The sequence below is a fragment of the Streptomyces sp. NPDC051217 genome, from assembly GCF_044455465.1.
GTDB lineage: Bacteria > Actinomycetota > Actinomycetes > Streptomycetales > Streptomycetaceae > Streptomyces.
This window is the reverse complement of record NZ_JBITEV010000028.1, coordinates 1-22,070: the sequence shown is the minus strand read 5'-3', so window position 1 is coordinate 22,070 and position 22,070 is coordinate 1. Positions and strand designations below refer to the sequence as shown.

The following is a 22,070-nucleotide window of genomic DNA, read 5'->3' as shown; positions in this document are numbered from 1 at the left end:
TATTCGCTCCGCTGTGCTCCGCGAGGCACCGATGAGCCGACCGTACGTCGACACGCGGCCGCTCGTCGTCGAAGAGCTGGAATCGGCCCGCCCGGGCCCGGCGAGGTTCTGGTCCGCGTGGATGCCGCCGGGCTCTGCCACTCCGACCTGTCGGTGGTCGACGGCAACCGGCTCCGGCCGTTGCCGATGGCGCTCGGACACGAAGCGGCCGGTACGGTCGCCGGCACCGGCACCAGCGTCTACGACGTGCAGGTGGGTGACCGGGTGGTGCTCGTGTACGTACCCAGCTGCGGGTTCTGCAAGTTCTGCAACTCAGGCCGCCCCGCGCTGTACCCGGCCGCCGCACGGGCGAACGGCCGGGGCGACCTCATCCGCGGCGGCACACGACTGCACGACACCGCCGGCGCGGAGGTACGTCACCACCTCGGTGTCTCCGGATTCGCCACTCACGCCGTCGTCGACCGCAACTCCCTGGTCATCATCGACCCCGAAGTCCCGGCGGACATCGCGGCGCTGCTCGGGTGCGCCATGCTGACCGGATTCGGCGCCGTCACCCATACCGCCGGCGTCCGCGCCGGTGACTCCGTCGTGGTGTTCGGTCTCGGCGGGGTCGGACAGGCCACCGTGATCGCGGCGGCCGCTTCGGGTGCGTACCCGCTGATCGCCGTCGACCCCGTCGACAGCAAGCAGGAACTCGCCCGTCAGCTCGGTGGCAGCCACGGCTGTTCACCGGAAGGGCTCAGCGACCTGCTGGCGGACGTCCTGCCCGACGGAGTGGACTGGGCCTTCGAAGTCGTCGGCTCAGTCGGCGTGCTGCAAGCCGCCTACGCGGCCACCGGCCGCGGGGGCGCGACCGTGTCGGTCGGACTGCCACACCCCAGTGCCCATGTCAGCTTCCCGGCCTTGAGCATCGTCGCCGAGAACCGCAGCATTCTCGGCTCCTACATGGGCTCCGCGCAGCCACAACGTGACATCCCGGCGATGATCCAGCTCTGGCAGGCCGGGCGGCTGCCGGTCGAGCGGCTCAAGAGCTCCGAGATCCGGCTGGACGACATCAACTCCGGGCTCGATGCCCTCGCCGACGGCGGTGCCGTGCGGCAGTTGCTGCGGCCCGGCGCGGTGACGCAGCCAGGACCGACCATGTCGGGCACAGCGTCATGACCGACCCCGTGACGCCCACCGACGGGGATCTGCCGGGTCTGGCCGCATTCCCGGTACGACGGCCGTATCCCACCCGGTGGGCTGACAACGACGCATACGGCCACCTCAACAACGTCGTCTACTACGAGTTGTTCGACACCGCCGTGAACGGGTGGTTGATCGAGACCTGTGACGTCGACATCCGCACCCTGCCCGCCATCGGTGTGGTGGCGGAAACGTTATGTCGCTACCTGCGGCAGACCTCGTTCCCGGATGTCCTGCACATCGGGCTGGCCCTGGAACACCGCGGCCGGACCAGCGTGGTCTACCGGCTGGCGACATTCCGCGAAGATCCGGACACCGGCTTGGAGGATGCGCCCTGTGCCCTGGGCCGGTTCGTCCACGTCTATGTCGACGCGGAGACCCGGCGGCCGGTGCCCATCCCGGACGAGATCACCGCCGCGCTCACAAAACGCAACTGAAGGAACGCCGATGCCCGCTGACCGTCTGCTCCCCGACTCGACCACCGAGGACCTTCTCGCCATGGTCCGCGACGTGTGCCGGCGCGAACTCGCGCCTCGCGCGGCCGCCGCCGAGGCGAACTCCGAATTCCCGAGAGAGATCTTCCGACTTCTGGGGAAGCAAGGGATCCTCTCCCTGCCGTACGAGGAAGAGTACGGCGGGGGAGCGGTGCTGGATGAGGTTTCCCTTCAGGTGGTCGAGGAGATCGGCAGTGCCTGGGCGACCGTGGCAGTCGGGCTCACCACGCATTGGGCGAGCTGTCATCCGCTGTGGAAACACGGCACCGACGCCCAGCGGGGTCGGTGGCTGCCGGAGATGACCGGAGGCGGCCTGCTGGGTGCGTACTGCCTGTCCGAACCCGAGGCGGGTTCCGATGCCGGTTCGCTGCGCACCCGCGCCGTCCGGGTCGGTGAGGAATACGTCGTCAACGGCATGAAAGCCTGGATCACCCACGGCGGCATCGCCGACTTCTACGTACTGATGGCGCGCACGTCAGCCGACGGCTCGCACGGTGTGAGCTGCTTTCTGGTACCCGGCGACGCGCCCGGGCTGAGCGGGGCGACACCGGAATCCAAGATGGGGCTGACCGGCTCCCGCACCTCCCAAGTGCGTTTCGAGAACGTCCATCTGGATGCCGGCCGTCGCATCGACAAGGAGGGCCGGGGGATCCCGATGGCTCTGGAAGCCCTGGACACCGGCCGCCTGTGCATCGCCGCCACCGCGACCGGCATCGCACAGGCCGCGCTGGATTGCGCGGTCGGCTACGCCAGGGAAAGACACCAGTTCGGCCGGCCGGTCATTGACTTCCAAGGCATGGCATTCCTGCTGGCTGACATGGAGGCCGGTGTCGCCGGCGCACGCGCCACCTGTCTCGACGCGGCGCGCCGCAAAGACCGCGGCCTGCCCTTCAGCAAGCAGGCCGCCATTGCCAAGCTCGTCGCCACCGACACCGCGATGAAGGTCACCACCGATGCGGTCCAGGTCCTCGGTGGGGTGGGCTACACGAAGGAATTCCCGGCCGAACGCTACATGCGGGAGGCGAAGGTGCTGCAGATCCTCGAAGGCACGAACCAGATCCAGCGTCTTGTCATCGGCCGCTCGCTGGCGAAGGCCGCCTGATGACGCCGGCTCCGGCATGCGAGGGCACGTTGCCGGCACGCTGGGGGATCAGCATTCCCTACCCGGATGTGGGGCTGGCCGAGCAGGCCGAGATGTACGCCGAGCTCGGCGACCGCGGCTACACCGACTTCTGGACCCTGGAGGCGAGTGGCTGGGACGCGTTCACCCCGCTCACGATGGTTGCGATGCGGCTGCCGGCCGCGAACGTGGGCACGGCGATCGTCCCCGTGTTCAGCCGCGGTGCGGCGGTTCTCGCCCAGTCCGCCGCGGCGATGGCCGAACTGGCCGGTGACCGGTTCACGTTGGGTCTGGGCGCCTCGACGAGTGTGATCATGCGGGACTGGAACGGTGTCGACTACGTCGCCCCGTTCAAGCGGACCCGTGACACGGTCCGTTTCCTGCGGCAGGCGTTGTCCGGGCAGCGGATCGACTCCACGTACGACACCTTCGCCGTTCACGGATTCCGGCTGGACCGGCCGCCACCGGCGATCCCGCGCATCATGCTGGCCGCGTTGCGCCCGGGCATGCTGCGGATGGCCGGCGAGGAGGCCGACGGCGCCATTCTCAGCTGGCTCGCACCGGAAGACATCCCCCGCGTCGCTCCGCACGTCGGGCCGGGCAAGGAACTGGCGGCCCGGATCTTCGTCTCACCCTGCGACGACAAGGACGCGGTGCGCGACGCAGCTCGTCGTATGGTCGCCTCCTACCTCAGCGCGCCGGTCTACCGCGCCTTCCACGAGTGCCTCGGTCGGCCATCAGGGCGTCCAGGCCCAACTGGACCAGATAAGCGTCCGAGGGGCGCTGCCAGGATTCCATGGCCAAGTCTGCGGCGGCCATGCGGATCAGGCTGATTGCTACTACTGCGTCCACGCTGTCGCCCTCCCATCATCTTTCCGTAGAGGGACGTCCTATCACCGCGAGCCGGGCGGTTGATCAGGTGGCCAGCAATACGCGCTTGCGTAGCAGGCTGAAACCGGCTCGGCCGAACATCTGGCGCTTGAACATCTTGATCCTTTGACGTGTCCTTCGACGACGCCGGAGTTCCAGGGCAGGGTCAGGCCGGCGATGACGGCGTCGCGGTCTCGATCGATGCCGGCCGCGAGAATGTGGAGGCTGGGAAGGTCGTCCTGGCAGACGGCGTCGAGCCACTGCGGGAGTCGTTCCCCTGCCGCTCGGTGAGCATGTGGGCGAAGGACCGGACGTACCGGTCAGGGCGTCGAGTTCAGGGCAGTTGGCAAGGACGGCCTTGAGCCGGAGCTGTTCGATCTCGGTTCAGCGTCTCGGGTCGGCTGAGGATCCATCTTGTCACCAGGCGGGGTGCGGCGGTTGCGGCTCCGCCCCGTCGGCACCTTCACCTCGAAGTCGAGCTTCGACGGTGGGTTGCCGGGATTCAGGGCGGTGACCGGCCGTGGCGAGGTGCGCATCTCTCGCAGGTAGGTGCTGACCCGGCCGTAGCTGCCTCCTCGATAGCCCAGGGGAACGATCTCCTCCCAGAGCTTCCAGGCGTTGGTGCAGCCCTCGTCCCAACGTTCGTCCAGGTAGAGCTTGTACTCGTCGAGGACGGAGGTCCTGTTGTGCTGCCACTGGCCGCGCAACAGGTCTTCCGGCTTCGCAGGACGCGGCACGCCACCCCGAGGATCCGGCGCTTGCCGCGCTGATCACGGACCTCTCCTCGAATCCCGAATTCCACAGGCTCTGGCAGAAGGTCCACCCGGTCAGCGACAAGGACGTCGGCGCCTACCGGCTACACCACCCCACCGCTGGGGAGTTCACCCACGCCTTCCAAGCGCTGCGCCTGCCCGAGAGCCCCGACCAGACCCTCATCGCCTGCACGGTTGATCCGGAATCCCCGGCGCGGGCGGCGGTGGCCGCGATCGCGCGCGCCATGACGTGTTCGACCGACTTTGTTCTCGATTCGTGAAGTTCACCCTTTCACGACTCCGGGAAACGCCCGCCGGAGCGGGACTGGGCAAGAGCCTTTGCCAGTCGTACGCTCAACAGCTGCGGCTCGTCGGCTGCCTGGCCGCGAGCCTGCCCGCGCCGTCCGGCGCTCGCCGGCGGGGATGTCTCTTCTTGTGACATTGACGAGCCGGACTGGACGAGGAGCGCGGCGTACGAGGTGAGACGTGCCCGGGGCCGCTAGGCCGATCGGGGCTTCCTGTCGCTCGTCTTCTTCGCAGTCGTTTTCTTGGCCGGGGCCTTCTTCGCTGTCTTCTTCGCGGTGGTCTTCTTGCGGGCCGGCATGTCGTGCACGGTGGCGTCCTCACCGGTTTCGCCGCGGGAGTTCTTGGCCTGCTGGACGGACTGCTCCAGCGCGGACATCAGGTCGACCACCTGGCCGCTGCGCTTCTCCTCGCCCACCGGCTGCGGCGGTGTCTTGCCTTCGGCCTTCGCCTCGAGGAGTTTCTCCAGCGCCTCGGTGTACTCGTCGTGGAAGCCGGACACGTCGTCCAGGGCCATGGTGTCCATCAGGGCGAGGGCGCCCGCAATCTCGTCCTCGTCCAGCTCCGCCTCGGGGGGTGTCAACTCGGCAGGGTCCCGGATCTCGTCCGGCCAGTGCATCTGGTGCAGCACCATCGCGTTTTCCTTGATGGACAGGAGCCCGAGGCGCTCGCGGCCGCGGAGTGCGAACTTGGCGACGGCTGCCTTCGAGGACCGCTCCAGTGCCTTCCTCAGGAGCGTGTAAGGCTTCGCGGCGACGTCGCCGGCGGCCTCCAGGTAGTAGGTCTGGCCGAGGCGGATGAGGTCGATCGTGTCGCGGTCGACGAAGGCGACGACATCGATGGCACGGGCCGTGGGCAGCGGCAGGTCCGCCAGTTCGTCGTCGCTGATCGGGATGACGTTGTCCTTCGACAGCTCGTACCCCTTGCCGATCTCGTCCGAGGTGACTTCTTCGCCGTCAAGTTCGCACACCTTCCGGTTGCGGACCAGCCCCATGTCTGCCAGGTGGACCCGGCGGAACCGGACGCTGTGATCTTCGGTTGTGGCCAGGAGGCGCACAGGAATCGTTACTAGCCCAAAAGAGATGGAACCATTCCAAACCGCTGACCCTGACGGCATGCGACCCTCCGTGGCCGGACGGCGGCCAGGCCGCCAGATGGGGAGAAGAAGGCGGCCGGACGGCCCGCCCGTATCACTGATCCTCACCCGGCCTCGCCCGCCTCGCACCACGAGTGGCTACCCGCCGTCGGCCGGCGCCTTGTGCGCGCCGCACACCGGTCGGATCGGTTCGGACCATCTGGCGTGCCTGTGCCGTGGTGAGGGTGCCGCCGGTGCGGCCCTGGATGGCCCAGCAGCCGGGGACATGGAAACGCGCCCCGGGCCCTTTTCCGTCCGGGTCGCCCGGGGCGGCCTGGAGTTGCTCGGCGATCCACCCCTCCGGGCTGCCGGTGGGAGGTTCGGCGTCGGGCTGCGGCGCGGGAGCTCCGGTCGCGCGCAGGGCGGGGCACCGCGTCGCAGGAGGTGCCGGGCACGGGCCGCACGTACTCGCCAGGCACTTCGATCTCGATGAAATCCTCACCCAGATCCTGGCCGGTGCTGGCGGCGCGAGAGCTCCAGCCGCGGAGTGCCACCCGGTAGACCCAGGTGCCGTCACCGGCCTGCCAGCGGCGGACCAGGCGCCCTGTGACACGGCCGTCCGGAAGCAGCACCCGCACCCGCGGCAGAGCGCCGGCGGGAGTGTTGCGGTGCGCGTCCTGCCCGCGCGGCGGCTGAGCCATCCGCCCATCATCGGACTTGCGTTCGATTGGGCAAAGTCGGCGGCTGCCAGGCTCACCGCGATGGTGCCGACCCGTTTGCGTGCCGAACTCTCGCGAGTGCGCGACCTGGGGGACGTCCCCTTGTCAAGTTGCAGAGTCGGCGGCCGCCTGCCCCTTGTCCCGGTGCGCTGCCGGGCCACGCACGCCCGCGTTTCCCCTAGACCAGCCTTGCTACCGGGCACCGTTAGACCGCGGACAAGGGGTACCCCCGCACTGTTTCCCCGGGCAGTTTTGGCCCATGTGGGTGAACGGTTCGAGAGGATTCCGGAAGGAACGGATTGTTCTGGCCCCACCCTCGATCGGGTGACGTTTCCTGGCTGTCCTGGGACGGAGCGAAGTCGGCTCCTTTCGGGCTGGGTTGGTCGCGGTAGCGTGTAACTCACGACGCCCGCCCGGCCGCTTCCCCTGACAGGTATGCGAACGGGTGGGTGCTGTGCTTGGTACCGGTTCCTGAACCCCTGCGGGATACTGCGCACGTGGTTGAAGAACGCGTGTTGCAGGACGATCCTCATCGCAGGGTGGTGCGCGTCGGCGACACAGTCCGACGGCCCGTGCACCCGTGGACTCCGGCGGTTCACCAGTTGCTTCGGCACCTGGAGGCTGTCGGCTTCCCCTACTCGCCACGGGTGCGGGGCGTCGATGAGGAAGGACGTGAGGTCCTCACCTATCTGGATGGTGAGTCAGGGCCGCAGGGCTGGGCCCAGGTGGTCGACGACACTGGCCTGGTCACCTTCGCGCGCCTTCTGCGCCAGTATCACGACGCGGTCGCCGGCTTTCGTTTGCGTGAAGGGCTGAGCTGGTGCACCGGGGAGAGCGGGCCACGCGACGGCGAGGTGGTCTGTCACGGTGACTTCGGCCCGTGGAACATCGTCTGGCAACTGAACGACCCAGTCGGCATCCTGGACTGGGACTATGCCCGGCCGGCGGACCGGCTGCACGACGTCGCCTACGCCCTGGAGTACGGCGCCCCGTTCCGGGATGACTCCGAGTGCCTCCGCTGGCTGCGGTATCCCGAGCCACCCGACCGACGCTACCGCCTGGAGCTGTTCGCCAGCGCCTACGGCCTGACCTCCACCGACGGCCTGGTCGGCGCGGTCATCGACGTCCAGGAGACCGGAATCGAGCAAGTCCGCAGGCTCGCCGCGCGGGGACTTCAACCACAAGTCCGCTGGGTCGCCGACGGCTACCTCGACGACCTGGCCCAACGAGTCGCCTGGAGCCGAGCCAATCGCCACCTGTTCGAGTAAGTACCGGGTATTTGGCGCCTACCCGTCGTCCGGTGGTGCAGGTTGGATCAGGCAGCCGCCGCCTTGTGCTTGGCGGTGGTACTGGCCAGTCGAAAGGACGGGGTGCCGGTCTCGATGATGTGGGCCTCGAAGGTGAGCCGGTCGACGATGGCCTGGCAGAGCCGCTTGTCGGTGAAGGTCTCGTCCCACTCGGTGAACGGCCTGTTCGACGCGACCGCGATCGCGTGTCGACCTCGAACCGGGACCAGATGGGAGCGGCGGAAGCGTCCGCCCTCGTGCTCGACCCCGCCCTTCGACCGGAAAACCACCCTCTGCGACTCCACCCGCGAGCGGCCGAAGCACAGCTGCGAGACCGCCGGCTTCAAGCTGTCGTAACGGATGTGCCTGGTCGGAACACCGCCCAGGATCCGGGAGGCGTCCACGTGCCCCTGCATGAAGGCTTCCTGCCCGGACGTGGAGAACACCCTTCTCTGCACTATCGAGTGCGCCTGAGCGGATTCCGGCGTTAGATCGCGATCGGGAGCTCCTCGATCCAGCAGTCGACTGACTTCGCGGTGATCACGGCTTGGGCCTCCTCGGCGTCGGCTCTGGCCAGGAAGACGCCCGCTCCGGTGACGTCGGGTCCGTCGGGGCGGATCACCCGCGTCATGACAACGTAGACGCGGCGGTGACGCTCTCGTCGGATCGTGGCGTTCTCATCAGCCAGCAGTGCGTCGATGAGTTCCTGGGCCGAGGCGATGTTGAGGCCGGCATCGACACCAGGGAGAGGCTGGCTGGGCCAGATGATCGGCCTGGCGGGGTAGAAGTGATGGAAGAAGCTCTGTTGAGTGCGGCCGAGCACCCCTTCCGTCCAGCCGACGGCCATGGCGACCACATAGTCGGACTCACCCTGGCTCTCCAGAACGAAAACGCGATCGTCCCGGCCGAAGGACATGCTGGCGTGGTCGGCCTTGGCCTGCTCGCTCTCGGCCACGGTCGCGCATCTGATCGCCAGGCCGCGGTAGTCGTCACGGATCTTCATCACGGCGGCGGGCTTGAAGAGCAGGTCAATCGTTGTCTCGGGCTCGCCGGGTTCGTCAGGTCGGCCGAGGCTCCGCATCAGGAGCTGGCCGTGGCTCGCCGTGTAGGCCAAGAGGTGGAAACCGCGCTCGCTGCGAAAGAGCTCCTTGCCGGGGATGAGCTGGTGATCGCGGTTGAGCCAGGTGCTGTCCGTCACGGGCTCACGATCTCTGTCCCGCCCACGCTGGTCAATGTGATTGTTCTGCTGAGGGAACCAGCTCCGTTCTCTTTCTGCCCTGCTTGTGCCCGTAGGCGCTCGATCTGCTGTTTCTTGACGGCGATGTGCCGCAGGCTCTCCTGCCGGCGACTTCGCCGAGCCACTGCATCCGCTGTGCCTCCCCGAGGCGCTGGCGGGTGTTGGTCTCGATCTCCAGCAGTCGGGGCTCCTAGGCCAGGTCGAGGCGGAGCGTGGGGCACCTGACACGGGCGTTTTCATGCTGGCAAGGGGTGCCATAGGGCCGGTCGCAGGTGCCGAGCGCGTCCTTGGGCAGGCTGAAGTGGTCGCGGAGTCCTGCCACTCGGTGTCGCTGGGCTCGCGGTACTCCTCGCTGGGACGGTGGGTTCGGCGCTGGTCGACGAACTGCCGGTAGTGGCGGATGACCTCCTCGGGATAGACCGCGACGTAAACCTGAGTGGTATTGAGATCGAGGTGGCCAAGGACCTTTGCGGCGATGTGGATCGGCAGGCCGCCGTTGACCGTCTCGGTCGAGAAGATTCTGCGGAAGTCGTGCGGCGTGAACCTCAGCGGCGTCCCGTCGACGATGCCGACCCGCAGCGCGTGTTCGGTGAGGAGCTCGCGGATCCGGTTGGCGGAGATGACCTGCAGCCGGTGCTGGGAGGGGCACCGGAACAGGTGGGGCACCGGGGGGCCGAAGACCAGCTCGTACCCGTCGTACCAGGTCAGCAGCGGCACCCGCTCGCCGGTGCGCTTGATCCGGCGAATGATCCGGGCGAGGACCGCGACCAGGTCCGGGTCGGCGGGGATGACACGCTCACGGTCGGTCTTGGACGGGCTGATCTGCAGCAGCGGCACCGTCTCGCCGGTCGGTGCCTGGTACTGACGCAGGCTGAGGTGGGTGAGTTCCAGGAGTTCCTCGATTCTGGCTCCGGTGCGTCGCAGGATCTCGATGCTCGCCCAGTCCAGAAGGCGTTGTTCTCCTCGCATTCGGCATCGAACCGGGGACCGGGCTCGTCGACGGGGGCGAGGAACAACGCGGTGGGGCGCCAGTTGCTGCCGTTGCGGCCGGTGCGTCGATACTGTGAGCCCTCGACGGTGAACTTCTCACCCGGCTCTGCGGAGCGGGCTGCCTGCAGCAGGAGCGTGGCGCGCTGCAGCCGAGCCTCGGCTGCGCGGACGAGCTGCGGCAGGACGGGAACAAGGGTGCGGGTGTGCTGCTGCATCCGCGCCTGCCGGTGCCGGGTCTCCTTGATGTAGCCGCGGATGTCGGCTTCGCTGATCGGGCAGGGTGCGGCGCAGGCCGCCCAGCGGGCCGGGTCTTCCATCGACCACTGCGAGAGGTCCAGGTAGAAGGAGCGGAGGGCCAGGAGCACGGCGTGGGCGGTGCGGCGTGGGCGCCCGTCGGGCAGGACCCGGACGCGTTGCTTCCATGCCTGGGCGACCTCGTCGGGCAGATTGAGCGAGGAGATCGCGGGGTGGTGGCGACGCGGCCGTGCCGGGTCATCAGCGGTTCCCGAACACGTCGGCGCGGTCGTCCGGGTCATAGGTCCAACCGGTCAGCGGCCGCGGCGGCGGCTTGGGGCGCGTGTAGTGCTCGTGGACCCTGGTGATGACCTCGTCGATCCTGGGCCGAAGGTAGGTGCTGGTCGTGGTGACGCGCCGGTGGCGCATCACCTGGTGGGCGTCGACCAGGGTGATGGCCGGGTCCTCGATCAGGCGCAGACACAGGGTGTGCCGCAGGTCGTGCAACGTGATGTTCGCCCCGATCCGGGCGTTGATCCTGTTCAGCACCGCCCGCAGAGCGGTGTAGGTCAGTGGACGCGTCGGTCCGCGCAGGGTCCATCACACCGGCTCGTCCGAGGCGGGGCGGTGGCCGTCCTGGGCCAACTCGCCGAGGTAGAGCGTCAGCCAGGCGAAAGCTTCCGGGGAGGTCGGGCATGCTTCCTTCGCCCCGCCCAGGCCTTTGGTCTGCACGTAGATCCGGCCCTCGCCCGGGTGGATGTCGCCGATCGTCATGCCCAGCATCTCGGCGGCCCGCGCGCCGCTGGACAAGAACATGGAGAACAGTGCCCGGTTGCGGTGGCAGCCCAGCGAGGTGAACAGGTCCTCGACGACATCGTCGGGGACCGCACGGGGCTCGCGGTCGACCTGCTTCTGGCGGTAGGCGCCCCGACGGTGCAGCCGGAACGGCTCCAGCGGGTTGTGATGCGCCTCCAGCCGGCGCCCGTCACGGGACTGCGGTGGCACCGGGGAGACCAGCGGCCCCTGCCCGGTCTGCAGATGGTGGTCGGAGAACGCCGCCAGCACCGACACCGCGTGGTTGATGGCCGCCGGGGCATCGCCCGACCGCAGGTACGGCTTGCCGGTGCGCGCGTTCAGCGACCCCGGAGGAGGCGCGTCCGGGCGGCGCCGATCCCGCGCCGGGTTGCTGCACGTCCGCAGCCACAGGACGAAGTCGCGGACGTCCACTCGCTGAGCACGACTCCATTCGACCTCCAGCGCGGCGAGGAACCTTCTCTGCACCAAGTCAAGCGGGAGCTGGTGGTTGATGAAGTGGTCGCTCCGCATCGAGCAGTCGCAGCTCGGATTCGAGCGGCGGGTGGCCCTTCACAGTCCTGCGATTCCGGCCCGCTGTGCCTGCAGCTCCGAGCGGACGAGTTCTAGGAGGCGGCCTGCCCAGTTGCGGCCGCGTCCGGCGTTGTCCCCCCAGAAGCCCGAGTCGGCGTCGTCGTAGATCACGGTGGCGTCGTTCGTGGTCAGCAGGATCTCAGCCAGGTCGGGGTGCTGGTCGTACTTCGCGCGCAGTAGGGCCGCCATTACCGCGGTGCGGGCGTGCTGCCAGCCCTCACGCTGTGCTGCCGCGGTCGCGGACTTGCGTGCGGCGGCATGGGTCTCTGCCGTGGCGATCACGGTCCGGACCTCGGGGTCAGCGACTGACAGCGCCCAGTAGGCGTGGGCGGCAGATGGGTAGCTAACCTCGCCGACGACGATCGGGGCCGGGTAGTCGTTGCGCAAGCCCCGGAATCCCGGGGCATCGACCGGTTTGTTCGGATACGTGTGGTACAGCTTGATCGCCGGGGCGAAGGAGGCCACTGGTCCGTCTGCCGGGACGCGTGCGGCTCGTTCAGCGGCCCATCGCGCCCGTTCCTCGAAGTAGGCGACGGCCCTGTCGTAGTCCTCCTGCATGATCGGCCCATCGGCCGGGATGTACGTTTCGCCGCCGGGTCCCGCCACCAGCACCCGCAGCGGCCAGTCTTTGCTGTCCATGTCGCCCAGTGCGTAGCGGCGCTGCGAGATCGGGATGGCCAGGAAGGCGTTGCGGGCTGCGGCGCGGTTTTCCTCGGTCCGGTTGGCGAGGAAGGTGTCGACGGCGACGAGGCATCGGCCCGTCGAATCCGGGCGCCCGTTGAGTTGGTCGATGGTGTCTCGAATCTCGGCGACCAGCAGGTCGGGGGTGAGGTAGCTGTGGGGCTCGCTGAAGGTCCAGCTGGCCAGTTCGAACGCGGATGCCTTGGCGCCGTCCGGCAGGGTGGTGGCTACCCAGCCGCTGCGGAGCTTGTTCTGGAACTCCTCAAGGGTGACCAGTTCCCAGCAGTCGATGAGCCCGTCGGCGTAGATGAACAGGTCGGTGAGGAAGTGCGTGCCGCCGTTGCGGATGAAGGCGTGGCGCCAGGTGCCGGGTATGCGAACGCCGTCCACCGTGCGGTGAGTGGTCTTGTTGCCGATCATCCGGCGATTGTGCCGCAGCTGCCGCTGCGGGGTCGGGGAATTTCCGCACGGTCGAGTCCCTCACCCGATTGCTTGACGGGTGGTGGGCAGGCAGAGACTTGGCGGCTTCATCGGGCTGCAGCTCATCCCACTTGGTCGCAGCACCTGCTGGCCTCACAGAGTGCCGAAGGCCGGTGCGTGACCATTGGCAGAACCATTTTCACGAAGCCTCACCAGGCGGGAGCCAGTCGTCCGTGTCGCGGTGGCGGCCGAGTCCGACAGCGGCGAACTCGTCGACGTGATTGCCCTTGGCGGCGCCGAGTCGCCGAAGCGCCTGAGAGATCGGCGTGCCGGTCGTCGGCGATGACTCCTCTTCGGCCAGGCGCAATGGTCCAAGGACTATCTTCCCTGCATCCCAGGTGAGAGCGTTCTGGGTCCCTACCCCGCCGAAGTAGTCGGCTTCGACGTAGGCCACCGGACCTGCCTTCGAGCACGCGCTGAGCAGGCGATCGAAGCCCGCTGGAGCCTTCCAGAACCCGTCGAGTTCGGGCGCTTCGGCGACCGTGACCGCATCGAACAACGCGTGGCTCATCGGCAAGAGCCAGAGGTGCTGGCTGAGAGGAACGATGCGCGCCTCTGTGGTGGAGCCGGCCAACTCGCGGAGCACGGATTCGGCGGCGATGACCGCCTGAAGGCAATACATCCCCTCATTCTCGCCTGGCCGCTGATCGCGGCGCGATGCCGGGTATGCCGAGGTCGACCGGCGCGACCCTGGCGAGCCGACGGGTCTGATCCCGCTTCTGGCGCAGGAAGGACAGGGTGAGGTCGATCCCTTCGATCTCACCGAGCCACCCCTCTGCTTCGGCCCGGGCCCGGCGGGCCAGAAGGTCGACTTCAATCTCGTCGAGGCGGGGCAGCATCTTCGGATTGATGTTGATCATGGGGCATCTCAGACAGGCGTGCTCATGCTGGCAAGGTGTCGAGTAGGGGCGGGCGCACCCTCCCAGCTCGACTTTGCGCTGGTCGAAGTGCTCCTCGAAGCCGAGCCATTCGGGTTCGGTGACCGGCCGGTACTCGTCGGTTGGCCTGGCCTGGCGGCGCCGGTCGAGAAAACCCTGGTAGTGCCGGACGACGTCCTCGTTGAACACGGCGACGTAACCACGAGTCGTTTGAAGATTCAAATGTCCGAGTAGGGCCGCTCCAATGTGGATCGGAAGCCCGCTGTTCACCAGCTCCGTGGCCAGGAGTCGGCGAAAATCGTGCGGGGTGAAGCTGGTCGCAAGGAAGCCAGGGTGTTGTTCGGCGAGCTCGACGCAGTGGCGCTTCAGCATGTTCACCACGGTGGTGTCCGACATGACCTCGTGCTTGGTACCGATCTTGCGTTGGAACAAGAACGGCATGGGCGCGCTGCTCTGACGTTCCTTCGGGTCGTAACGAGGCAACAGCGGGATGGTCTGGCCCCCGGTGGTGTGGCGACGGACGATGGCCGCGACGACGGCGAACAACTCGGCGGACATGGGGATGACGCGTTCCCGGTCGCTCTTCGAGGGAGCGACCACCAGCAAAGCGATCACCTCGCCGTTGGGCCGTTGATACTGTCGGATGCTGAGATGGGTGAGCTCCAGGGCCTCCTCTATGCGCACGCCTGAGTGCCGCAGGACCTCAACGATCGCCCACTCCCAGAAGGCGGCGTCCTCGGCATGCGTGACATTGATGTGCCTGCCGCTCTCCAAATCGAGGACGCGGACGTTCGCCAGCCCTCCGAGCCGGACGCGGCGTTCATCCACCCTGCTCCACAGGCGCTGATAGGTGTGACCCTCCAGCGTGACGGTCTGCCCGCCGGCCATGTCCGCGGCCTGCGCGAGTAGGTCACGGAGGTGGCCGTACCGGTTCTCCAGGTGTTCCAGGAGAGTATTCAACAGCGGTTGACGCTGCCTGGTGCGGTCATCCATGCGTTCCTTGACGCGTCGTTTGCGGATCCCATAACCGCGGACCTCGGCGTCGGAGATCGGACAGGGCGCCACCCAGATCGCCCACTGCTCGGGCTCGGCTGCTGCCCACGCCTGCAGATCGGCGTAGAAGGCGCGTACTGCCCGCAGGATGGGGTCGAAGTCGCGCTGCCCCTTGCCGTCCACGCGAATCGCGACCCGGTCCCGCCACCGCTGGTAGAGCTCGCCGTCGATGCGCAGGTCGGGCTGGTCGGGGGCGAGTTGCTCGATGGTCGCCCAGAAGTTGTTGGCCAGGTGGCGGGACAGGTTGTCCAGCGTCGAATAGTCCAGTTCGGGCTTGCGTCGTTCCAGGTAGGCGACGAGCAGGTGCCGAACCCCGGTATTGCGGATCTTGTAGCGGTCGACCAGTTCTTCGACCGTCGACCGCCCGTTGAGCAGGGCCGCCTTCAGCGTCGCCGGCCCATGGGAGGGGAAGTGGTCCATCGTGTGGAGCACTTGCCAGGCCAGGTGGCCGGGGAACCGGCTGCCGGCTCCGCGTGCCCCAAGGACCAGTCCTTGACGGCGACACTCCCACGCGTAGTGCAGAAAAGCCTCGGGGGTCAGGTCGGCCAGGGCAATGCCCTGCGTGGTGAGGGCGACCGCGATGTCGAACAGCGCGGTCCCATGGTGAATCGGGTTCACCGGCGTGGCCTGCGTCTCAGCCCAGAACTTCTCCAACAGCGGGTCGTTCTGGGCGGCGAGGAAGCGCTGCCCGTAGTAGAGGAAGGTGTTCGACCGGAATGCCTCCAGCGAGGGCTGGATGATCCGCAGACACAGCAGGCAGGCAGCGCCGGTGCCGATCTGGCTTCTCTCTCTGGGAGCCGATCGCAGGACCGACACGGGGTTGCCGCCCTGGTTGAACCCGCTGGCCTCCCACCGCTCCTGCCAGGTCTCGCCCGGGAACTGGCTCAGGTGCTGCAGGAGGTCCCGGGCGCCGCGGCTCCGGTTCCATCGGTTGTCGGCCGACTTCGTCGGCCAGGTCGTGCGCACCGCCTGCGCGATCTCCTCGACGGAGGCGCGGGTCAGATCGCCTTGGGGACGCGGCGGAACCGCGGGGGCAGGAGCGGGGGCGGCGTTCACGCTGACGAAACGGCTGACGCCCTTTTTGCTCGTCGGCTGGGTCAGGGTGCCGGGTTCAGCCACCGAACACCGCCTTGATGTCCTCCTGGTCGTACCCGGCGGCGAAGGTGCGCTGGGGACGGGGCTTTGTGTAGTGCTCCTGGAGCTTGTCGTGCAGGTCCTCCACGCGGGCCGTCAGGTAGCGGCCAGTAGTGTCGAGGTGGGCGTGCCGCAAGATCGTCTGCACCTCGGCGAGGGTGAGCCGCTCGTCTCCCGCCATCCTGACCGCCGCCGTGTGGCGAGCGTCGTGCAAGGTCCAGTTCGTGCCGAGCTTGTCGTTGGCCCGCTGGAGAATGCGGCGCGTCGCCCAATACGTCAACGGGCGCGGATCCCCGCGGCGGGTGCGCCACACCGGTTGGCCCGGGTCGGGCAACCCGTCGGCGGCCAGGTAGCTGCCCAGGTAGCGGAAGGCGTTCGGGGAGGCGGGCACGGGCTGCCGGATCCGGGTGCCCTTGCTGATCACATATATCAGCTGGCCCGACCAGTCGATGTCGTCCAGCCCAACGCCCAGCAGCTCGCTCGCCCTGGCCCCAGAGGAGACGTAGAACTCCAGGAGTGCCCGGTCTCGGTCGCAGCCCATCCCGGCGAACAGCTCATCCCACAAGTGGTCGGGGATGGACCGCGGGGCTTGCACAGGCACCTTCTGCCGCAGCCGGCCCCGGCGGAACACCGGAGTCGGCTCCAGGGGAGACCGGTGTGCAAGAGCCTGCCGACGACCGCGCGAGGCCGGCACCGGATTGACCACCGGACCAACGCCGAACCTCGCATGAAAGGCATAGAAGCCGCTGACCACGCTGAGGTTGTGGTTGATCGTGCTCGGCGCGTACCCCTCCCGGAGCGATGGCTTGCCGGTCTTCAGATTCACCGACCCCGCAGGCGGAGACGCACTGTCCCGCTTACGGAGCCGCTGCGGGTTGCGCGCTTCCCGCAGCCAGCCAACGAGCGCCGCGACTTCGGCCTCCGTGGCCTTGTCCCAGGAGATCTGCAGGGAGTCGAGTAGCCGGTACCACCGCAACAGTCCGAACCCGTAACTCCGGCAGGTCAGCGGGCTGACGTCCCCCAGCATCAGATCCCGCAGGTAGGCACTGACCGGTTCGACCTCGCAACCGTCAGCATCCACTACAACGAACGGAAGGTCGGGCGTCGCCCCCGCGACCGCAGCGCCGACCTCGGGAACCGAGCACTTCCCCTCCATCAGGGCACGTCTCACGTCCTCCACCACACCACACTCCTGAAAAGACCCAGACGATCCGCCTGGGTCACGACTGGGACATGGTGCAGTTAACAGGTCGGAACCAGCGCAGCAGGTCAAAGGCGTAGGAACGGTAGGAAGCCGGAGTGTTGCCGCAAGCCAGCAACTCCCGCAGGAACTCGCCTGCCGGCATGATCGGCCTCCCGGCGCCATCGAGCACCACCCAGGGCAGTGCGGCGGCAGTGGTCGCCTCCACGCTGCCGACCCGTGCCACCACCAGACCGGATACTTCGCGTTCGGCTAACACCACACTGTGATCCATCGTATTTCCGACTCATCGGAAACATCCCGAACGGAGACTCCTCGCCCTCCCCATGCCGACACGTAGGACACGCCGATAGTGCGGTCAACGGGTCGGTGGACGGCCTTGCCCGAATACGACAGCCGCAGCGTGAACAACTGACAGGCCATCGGCGTGCCGTCGACCCGCACCCACCTCGGCGAAGTCGACCTCCGCCTCTTCCCCGGGCCGGTGAAACTGCGGAACCGTGCCCTCCGTCAGTGACCGGGCCCGCTCGGACTCTTCGCGGATCTGCGGCCGGCGCACCCGCAGATAGTCGTTGAGGGTGGTGTAGGCGACGGAGAACCCGTACTCGTCCCGCAGCCGGTCCATGATCCGCTTGTTGGTGTGCCGCTGCTTCGGCGGCGCGGTCAGATCCGCCCGCAGCATCTCGTCGATCCAGCCCTTGCTCTGCTCCAGAACCGACCGGCGCACCTCGATCGCCTTCCGCGCAGGGGGCAAAGCACTGTCCAAAGCCTGGCGCACCACCCGGCGGTGCACTCCGTAACGCTAGCCAGACTCCGGACCGAGGCATCTTCCAGCCTTCGGTCACGATGAATCAGCTCGAACAACTCAACACGCTGCAAAACTCGGCCTCCTGACACGGCCAGCCGACAACCCGCACAGCGTGATACCAGCCACGAACCCGGGTCAATCCGGCATCACCCCAAACGAGTGCCTCCCACCCCAGCGACTCCTAGGCCGTGTTTTAGGTTTGGTTACCTGCGCGCACCTTGACCGTGATGATCAAGGTGTGGGGCGTGGGGATCTTTCTGATGAGCAGTGGTCGGTGCTGGAGTCGTTGCTGCCTGCGGTGGGTGTGAGTCGCAAGTGGCCGGGCTGTCGGCGGTTGGTGGACGGTGTCCGGTGGCGCGTTCGGACGGGTGTTCCGTGGCGGGATCTGCCGGTTGAGTACGGGCCGTGGCAGACGGTGTACGGACTGTTCCGGAGGTGGCAGCGTCGGGGCGTGTGGGCCCGGCTGCTGGCCTTGTTGCAGGCGAGGGCGGATGCGTCCGGATTGATCTTCTGGGAAGTCAGTGTCGACTCGACGGTCTGCCGTGCGCATCAGCACGCAGCTGGTGCCCGTCGGTACGGTGCTGTGCAGAAGGAACCGCCGGGCGGTCTGAGCGAAGAACCCGAGGACCACGGGCTGGGCAGGTCGCGAGGCGGGTTCACGACGAAGGTCCATCTGGCGTGTGAACAAGGACAGAAGCCGTTGTCGTTGCTGATCACCGCAGGGCAGCGCGGTGACAGCCCGCAGTTCTCGCCGGTCCTGGACGCGATCGGGGTGCCCCGGCACGGTGTGGGCCGGCCAAGGTGCCGACCACTGCGGGTGCGCGGAGACAGGGCGTACTCCTCGCGCGCGAATCGCGCTTACCTGCGCAGACGCGGCATCAGGTGCACGATTCCCGAGCGGGCCGATCAGGTCCGCAATCGCGGGCGCCGGGGCCGTAACGGTGGCTGTCCACCCGCTTTCGACCGTCAGGACTACAAGGCGCGGCACGCTGTCGAATGTGGGATCAGCCGTCTCAAGCAGCATCGGGCCGTGGCGACCCGGTTCGACAGACTCGCAGTGCGGTTTGAGGCGACGGTCCAGGTCGCAGCGATACACCAGTGGCTGTGACCCCGCCTGCCTTCCTGCGGTTGTCCTGGCAGAGGGCGGGCCGATCGTTACCGAGAAGGGGTGCTTCTCCTGGCGCGGGTGCCGGGGGGAGTGACTCGGGTTGCACCTTCCGTAGCGGTATGTGGTCCGGTGGACTCACGTCCCGCCCCACTGAGGAAGGCCCCTGCTCATGTATTCGTCCTTCATCCCACCGCGCCAGGTCAAGATCGGTGACGCGGCGGCCTTCGTCGGCACCACACCGCGGGCGATCCGTCATTACCACGAGATCGGCCTGCTCCCCGAGCCCGTGCGGGGCGGCGACGACCGCCGCCGCTACGGCTACGAAGACATGATCCGGCTGCTGTGGATCCGCAAGATGGCCGACGCCGGGATCGCCCTGGACGACATCCGTGACGCCTTCGCCGACACGGCTTCCGCCGGTTCCGACAGCGACGACGGCATCGCGGGCATCCTGGAACGGCTGGAGGAAACCCTCGTCGCCCAGGAAGCAGAACTGCGGCGGCAACGGACTGCCGTGCAGCGCATGCGTACCGAGGGCAGCAGGATGGGTCTGCTCTCCGACTTCGTCACCAGCCGCCTCAAGAGCCTGCCCGAGGGCTCCCTGCGCCAGGCGGACCTGGACAGCCTGCTGGTCACCGAGCGGATCTTCGGCCCGCTCGGTGCGGCCGTCCAGGCCACCCGTTTCATCGCCCTGGCCACTCACCCGGATCTGCGGGAGGACTCCGACCGTATTGATGCCGCCGAGGAGGCACTCGATGACACGATCGCTGTCGATGACCCCCGCGTGGCCCGGGTGGCCGCCGAACGGCACGCCTTCGAAAAGGCGCTGCAAGCCCTTATCGAGGATTCCGGCCTGGCGGAGAGCGACGACGCGCTCTTCGACTCCTGGGACACTTTGCACCCCGCTACCGCTGATGAGGGTGAGGACGAGGCCGGCCAAAGCTCTGGCAGGGGGCAAGAGTCCATGAGCGCATTCGAAGCCACAGGAAAGATGCCCTACGACTTCTCCCCGGCCCGCCTGCGCTGCATGGAATTGGCCGAAGAACTCGCCGCCCACGAGTCACCCGCTTCCTAAAACACGGCCTAGTGCAGCGCCGTACTGATCCTGCGAGGGTCAGGGTCGCCCCTGCCGTGGTGGCCGAGGCGATCGATGCAACACAGTGGAGCGTCAGTTTTCGATCAAGATGGCTGAGAAACCGGACAGTGCGCTGTTGACCTCTGTCAGGTCGAAGACAGCGGGGTCGAACTGGTCGGCGGTGTCGAGGCCGAGCCATTCGAGCCGTTCGTCGTGTTCTTCGTGGCCGGGGTCGGCGAGGATCTCGACGAGGTACTCGTATCCCCACATCCCGCCGCAGTCCTCGGGCGGGCAGGCACGGCGGCCGGTGAGGCAGCGAGGGTAGGCGATACCCGGTTCGGCATCGGTGACGGCCTCGACAAGGATGTCGTGCTCCCAGTCGTCGCCGAAGTCGTAGGTGTAGCCGAGCCGGTCCCCGACGCTTGGGGCGACCTGGTCAAGCCGCTTGGACGCCGCGCTGCGGATCCCCAGCTCCCGGTCAGCGACTCCGTACCGGTCCTGCGAGGTCTCGAAGGCCCACATGTGGCAGTCCTCCCAGCCGAAGGCCGCCTGGATGAGGTGGTGCAGCTGTTGCAGCGTGGTGCCCGACGACATTTCCAAGCGGCGCCAGATCGGAGGCCGGGAGCCACTCAAAGTGACCTTGATCTTGTGGACGACCTTTCCGGGTGCCGTCCGGGAGCGGGAGGTCGGCTTCGCGCGCCTGGTATTCGCCATGGCCGTCATCCTGCCACCGGCCCCCGCCCTCGCGAGGCCGTCTGCCCCCGGCCCCATTCGTCCGCGCGACAATGATCGACGCTCGTCGAATCCAGGGGTGGGGTCATGCCGGCGCACAGCCCGTTCACGGTGGTCTGGGACAAGGACCAGCGGGCGGTCCTGGAGCAGTTGGCCCGCTCGCGCACCGCCCCGCTGCGGCGCATCCAGCGAGCCGTGGTCGCCCTGGCCGCCGCTGACGGTATCTCCAACGGGGTCATCGCCCGCAGCCACGGGTTGCACATCGCCACCGTGCGACGCTGGCGCAAGCGATTCCACCACGAGGGCATGGCCGCTCTGGACGACCGCAGGAGGCTGGGCCGTCCGCGTCAGTACGGGCCAGAGGTGCACCTTGCGATCGTCGCCACGGTCACCTCCTCCAAACCCGCCCCCGACAGTCAATGGACCCACAAGTCGATCGCCAAGTCCCTTGCCGTCCACGGGATCTCCGCCTCCCAGGTCGGGCGGATCCTGGCCGACCTGGACCTCAAACCCCACCTCGTCCGCGGCTGGCTCACCCGCCCCGACGACCCGGACTTCCACATCAAGGCCGCCGAGGTATGCGCCCTCTACCTGCTTCGCCCGCCCGGGTCGGTCGTGCTCAGTGTGGACGAGAAGACCGCCATGCAGGCCCGCTCGCGGCGCCACCCCACCAGGCCCGCACGGCCCGGCGATGCCGAGCGCCGCGAGTTCGAGTACCGACGCCATGGCACCGCGTCGATCGTCGCGGCCCTGGACGTGCAGACCGGACAGGTCCTGGTCGAGGACATCGCCCGCAACGACTCCGTCACCTTCATCCGGTTCCTGCGACTGCTGGACCAGAGTATCGATCCCGCCCTGACGATCCATCTGGTTCCTTGACAACGGATCGTCACACGTCTCGAAGGCCACGCGGGCCTGGCTTGCGGCCCACCCGAGGTTCACCGTCCATCACACGCCCAAGCACGCCTCATGGTTGAACCAGGTCGAGATCTTCTTCTCGATCCTGGCCCGACGACTGCTGCGGCGAGGCGAGTTCACCTCACGCCAGGACCTCATCCACCAGATCCGCGAGTTCACCCTCGCCTACGACAACGAAGCCCGCCCCTTCCGATGGACCTATGACGGCACCCCGCTCAAGGCCACCTGACCCTCGCAGGATCAGTGCGGCGCTGCACTAGTGACCTGAATCAAAGATTCCCTGGTAGTTCGAGGCGTCTCGTCGAGTCGGGTCCAGTGGACTGCGACCCAGGTCAGTGGCAGCCGAGCCCC

The 22,070-nt window shown here is 67.7% G+C and carries 23 protein-coding genes; 10 read left to right on the top strand and 13 right to left on the bottom strand.

Annotated elements, in window-relative coordinates; all coding sequences use genetic code 11:
- Positions 1-117: 117 nt before the first annotated feature.
- The 4 genes from ACIBBB_RS35605 to ACIBBB_RS35590 are packed head-to-tail and all read left to right on the top strand — an operon-like array spanning position 118 to position 3,632.
- On the top strand, positions 118-1,161 hold the full coding sequence (locus ACIBBB_RS35605) for a zinc-binding dehydrogenase (protein WP_398989514.1): 1,044 nt from the start codon (positions 118-120) through the stop codon (positions 1,159-1,161).
- On the top strand, positions 1,158-1,622 hold the full coding sequence (locus ACIBBB_RS35600) for an acyl-CoA thioesterase (protein WP_398989512.1): 465 nt from the start codon (positions 1,158-1,160) through the stop codon (positions 1,620-1,622). The genes ACIBBB_RS35605 and ACIBBB_RS35600 overlap by 4 nt, the downstream gene beginning before the upstream one ends.
- A 10-nt stretch (positions 1,623-1,632) precedes the next feature.
- A complete protein-coding gene (locus ACIBBB_RS35595) occupies positions 1,633-2,781 on the top strand; it encodes an acyl-CoA dehydrogenase family protein (RefSeq protein WP_398989510.1) in 1,149 nt (382 codons plus the stop codon).
- Positions 2,781-3,632, top strand: a complete 852-nt coding sequence (locus tag ACIBBB_RS35590) for an LLM class F420-dependent oxidoreductase (RefSeq protein ID WP_398989508.1) — start codon at positions 2,781-2,783, stop codon at positions 3,630-3,632. The genes ACIBBB_RS35595 and ACIBBB_RS35590 overlap by 1 nt, the downstream gene beginning before the upstream one ends.
- A gap of 357 nt (positions 3,633-3,989) precedes the next feature.
- On the opposite strand, the gene ACIBBB_RS35585 is transcribed toward ACIBBB_RS35590, so the two are convergent.
- A complete protein-coding gene (locus ACIBBB_RS35585) occupies positions 3,990-4,406 on the bottom strand; it encodes a hypothetical protein (protein WP_398989506.1) in 417 nt (138 codons plus the stop codon).
- A 29-nt stretch (positions 4,407-4,435) separates the two neighbouring features.
- Here ACIBBB_RS35585 and ACIBBB_RS35580 point away from each other — a divergent pair, with 29 nt between their 5' ends.
- Complete coding sequence (locus ACIBBB_RS35580; protein WP_398989561.1) at positions 4,436-4,702, top strand: hypothetical protein; 267 nt, start codon at positions 4,436-4,438, stop codon at positions 4,700-4,702.
- A gap of 218 nt (positions 4,703-4,920) precedes the next feature.
- Here ACIBBB_RS35580 and ACIBBB_RS35575 read toward each other — a convergent pair whose 3' ends face one another.
- Positions 4,921-5,841: a Ku protein gene (locus ACIBBB_RS35575; RefSeq protein WP_398989504.1), complete on the bottom strand. Its 921-nt coding sequence runs from the start codon at positions 5,839-5,841 to the stop codon at positions 4,921-4,923.
- 1,174 nt (positions 5,842-7,015) lie between these two features.
- On the opposite strand from ACIBBB_RS35575, the gene ACIBBB_RS35570 reads away from it, so the two are divergent.
- Positions 7,016-7,786 (top strand): aminoglycoside phosphotransferase family protein, encoded by a 771-nt coding sequence (locus tag ACIBBB_RS35570; protein WP_398989502.1) that lies wholly within the window; start codon positions 7,016-7,018, stop codon positions 7,784-7,786.
- Between the two features lie 47 nt (positions 7,787-7,833).
- Here the strand turns inward: ACIBBB_RS35570 and ACIBBB_RS35565 are convergent, their stop codons facing one another.
- From ACIBBB_RS35565 to ACIBBB_RS35520, 10 genes are all read right to left on the bottom strand, one after another.
- Positions 7,834-8,220, bottom strand: a complete 387-nt coding sequence (locus ACIBBB_RS35565) for an ATP-binding protein (RefSeq protein WP_398989500.1) — start codon at positions 8,218-8,220, stop codon at positions 7,834-7,836.
- 71 nt (positions 8,221-8,291) lie between these two features.
- Positions 8,292-10,010, bottom strand: a complete 1,719-nt coding sequence (locus ACIBBB_RS35560) for a tyrosine-type recombinase/integrase (RefSeq protein ID WP_398989498.1) — start codon at positions 10,008-10,010, stop codon at positions 8,292-8,294.
- 516 nt (positions 10,011-10,526) lie between these two features.
- On the bottom strand, positions 10,527-10,838 hold the full coding sequence (locus tag ACIBBB_RS35555; protein ID WP_398989559.1) for a hypothetical protein: 312 nt from the start codon (positions 10,836-10,838) through the stop codon (positions 10,527-10,529).
- A gap of 27 nt (positions 10,839-10,865) precedes the next feature.
- Positions 10,866-11,546, bottom strand: coding sequence for a hypothetical protein (locus ACIBBB_RS35550; RefSeq protein WP_398989496.1), 681 nt, complete (start codon positions 11,544-11,546; stop codon positions 10,866-10,868).
- An 84-nt stretch (positions 11,547-11,630) separates the two neighbouring features.
- A complete protein-coding gene (locus ACIBBB_RS35545) occupies positions 11,631-12,752 on the bottom strand; it encodes an NADAR family protein (RefSeq protein WP_398989494.1) in 1,122 nt (373 codons plus the stop codon).
- 199 nt (positions 12,753-12,951) lie between these two features.
- The gene (locus ACIBBB_RS35540; protein ID WP_398989492.1) at positions 12,952-13,434 is read right to left on the bottom strand and encodes a hypothetical protein; all 483 of its coding nucleotides are present in this window, start codon (positions 13,432-13,434) and stop codon (positions 12,952-12,954) included.
- A gap of 4 nt (positions 13,435-13,438) precedes the next feature.
- Positions 13,439-15,862 (bottom strand): tyrosine-type recombinase/integrase, encoded by a 2,424-nt coding sequence (locus ACIBBB_RS35535; RefSeq protein WP_398989490.1) that lies wholly within the window; start codon positions 15,860-15,862, stop codon positions 13,439-13,441.
- Positions 15,855-16,958, bottom strand: coding sequence for a tyrosine-type recombinase/integrase (locus ACIBBB_RS35530; RefSeq protein ID WP_398989488.1), 1,104 nt, complete (start codon positions 16,956-16,958; stop codon positions 15,855-15,857). The genes ACIBBB_RS35535 and ACIBBB_RS35530 overlap by 8 nt, the downstream gene beginning before the upstream one ends.
- 139 nt (positions 16,959-17,097) lie before the next feature.
- The gene (locus ACIBBB_RS35525; protein WP_398989486.1) at positions 17,098-17,352 is read right to left on the bottom strand and encodes a hypothetical protein; all 255 of its coding nucleotides are present in this window, start codon (positions 17,350-17,352) and stop codon (positions 17,098-17,100) included.
- 84 nt (positions 17,353-17,436) lie between these two features.
- Positions 17,437-17,871 (bottom strand): hypothetical protein, encoded by a 435-nt coding sequence (locus ACIBBB_RS35520; protein WP_398989484.1) that lies wholly within the window; start codon positions 17,869-17,871, stop codon positions 17,437-17,439.
- 253 nt (positions 17,872-18,124) lie between these two features.
- Between ACIBBB_RS35520 and ACIBBB_RS35515 the strand changes: the two genes are divergently transcribed.
- Together ACIBBB_RS35515 and ACIBBB_RS35510 are read left to right on the top strand one after the other, a co-directional pair.
- On the top strand, positions 18,125-18,994 hold the full coding sequence (locus tag ACIBBB_RS35515) for an IS5 family transposase (RefSeq protein WP_398989481.1): 870 nt from the start codon (positions 18,125-18,127) through the stop codon (positions 18,992-18,994).
- Between the two features lie 169 nt (positions 18,995-19,163).
- On the top strand, positions 19,164-20,069 hold the full coding sequence (locus ACIBBB_RS35510) for a MerR family transcriptional regulator (protein ID WP_398989480.1): 906 nt from the start codon (positions 19,164-19,166) through the stop codon (positions 20,067-20,069).
- A 93-nt stretch (positions 20,070-20,162) separates the two neighbouring features.
- On the opposite strand, the gene ACIBBB_RS35505 is transcribed toward ACIBBB_RS35510, so the two are convergent.
- Positions 20,163-20,783 (bottom strand): plasmid pRiA4b ORF-3 family protein, encoded by a 621-nt coding sequence (locus ACIBBB_RS35505; protein WP_398989478.1) that lies wholly within the window; start codon positions 20,781-20,783, stop codon positions 20,163-20,165.
- A gap of 105 nt (positions 20,784-20,888) precedes the next feature.
- Here ACIBBB_RS35505 and ACIBBB_RS35500 point away from each other — a divergent pair, with 105 nt between their 5' ends.
- Both ACIBBB_RS35500 and ACIBBB_RS35495 read left to right on the top strand, forming a co-directional pair.
- A complete protein-coding gene (locus ACIBBB_RS35500) occupies positions 20,889-21,680 on the top strand; it encodes an IS630 family transposase (protein ID WP_398989476.1) in 792 nt (263 codons plus the stop codon).
- Positions 21,667-21,948, top strand: coding sequence for a transposase (locus tag ACIBBB_RS35495; RefSeq protein ID WP_398989557.1), 282 nt, complete (start codon positions 21,667-21,669; stop codon positions 21,946-21,948). The genes ACIBBB_RS35500 and ACIBBB_RS35495 overlap by 14 nt, the downstream gene beginning before the upstream one ends.
- The last annotated feature ends 122 nt before the right edge of the window (positions 21,949-22,070 follow it).

Coding starts and splice junctions, on each gene's coding strand:
- ACIBBB_RS35545 (WP_398989494.1), bottom strand. CDS start 12,752: ATGATCGGCAACAAGACCACTCACCGCACGGTGGACGGCGTTCGCATA.
- ACIBBB_RS35560 (WP_398989498.1), bottom strand. CDS start 10,010: ATGCGAGGAGAACAACGCCTTCTGGACTGGGCGAGCATCGAGATCCTG.
- ACIBBB_RS35540 (WP_398989492.1), bottom strand. CDS start 13,434: ATGTATTGCCTTCAGGCGGTCATCGCCGCCGAATCCGTGCTCCGCGAG.
- ACIBBB_RS35510 (WP_398989480.1), top strand. CDS start 19,164: ATGTATTCGTCCTTCATCCCACCGCGCCAGGTCAAGATCGGTGACGCG.
- ACIBBB_RS35525 (WP_398989486.1), bottom strand. CDS start 17,352: ATGGATCACAGTGTGGTGTTAGCCGAACGCGAAGTATCCGGTCTGGTG.
- ACIBBB_RS35595 (WP_398989510.1), top strand. CDS start 1,633: ATGCCCGCTGACCGTCTGCTCCCCGACTCGACCACCGAGGACCTTCTC.
- ACIBBB_RS35505 (WP_398989478.1), bottom strand. CDS start 20,783: ATGGCGAATACCAGGCGCGCGAAGCCGACCTCCCGCTCCCGGACGGCA.
- ACIBBB_RS35500 (WP_398989476.1), top strand. CDS start 20,889: ATGCCGGCGCACAGCCCGTTCACGGTGGTCTGGGACAAGGACCAGCGG.
- ACIBBB_RS35590 (WP_398989508.1), top strand. CDS start 2,781: ATGACGCCGGCTCCGGCATGCGAGGGCACGTTGCCGGCACGCTGGGGG.
- ACIBBB_RS35565 (WP_398989500.1), bottom strand. CDS start 8,220: ATGCAGGGGCACGTGGACGCCTCCCGGATCCTGGGCGGTGTTCCGACC.
- ACIBBB_RS35575 (WP_398989504.1), bottom strand. CDS start 5,841: ATGCCGTCAGGGTCAGCGGTTTGGAATGGTTCCATCTCTTTTGGGCTA.
- ACIBBB_RS35600 (WP_398989512.1), top strand. CDS start 1,158: ATGACCGACCCCGTGACGCCCACCGACGGGGATCTGCCGGGTCTGGCC.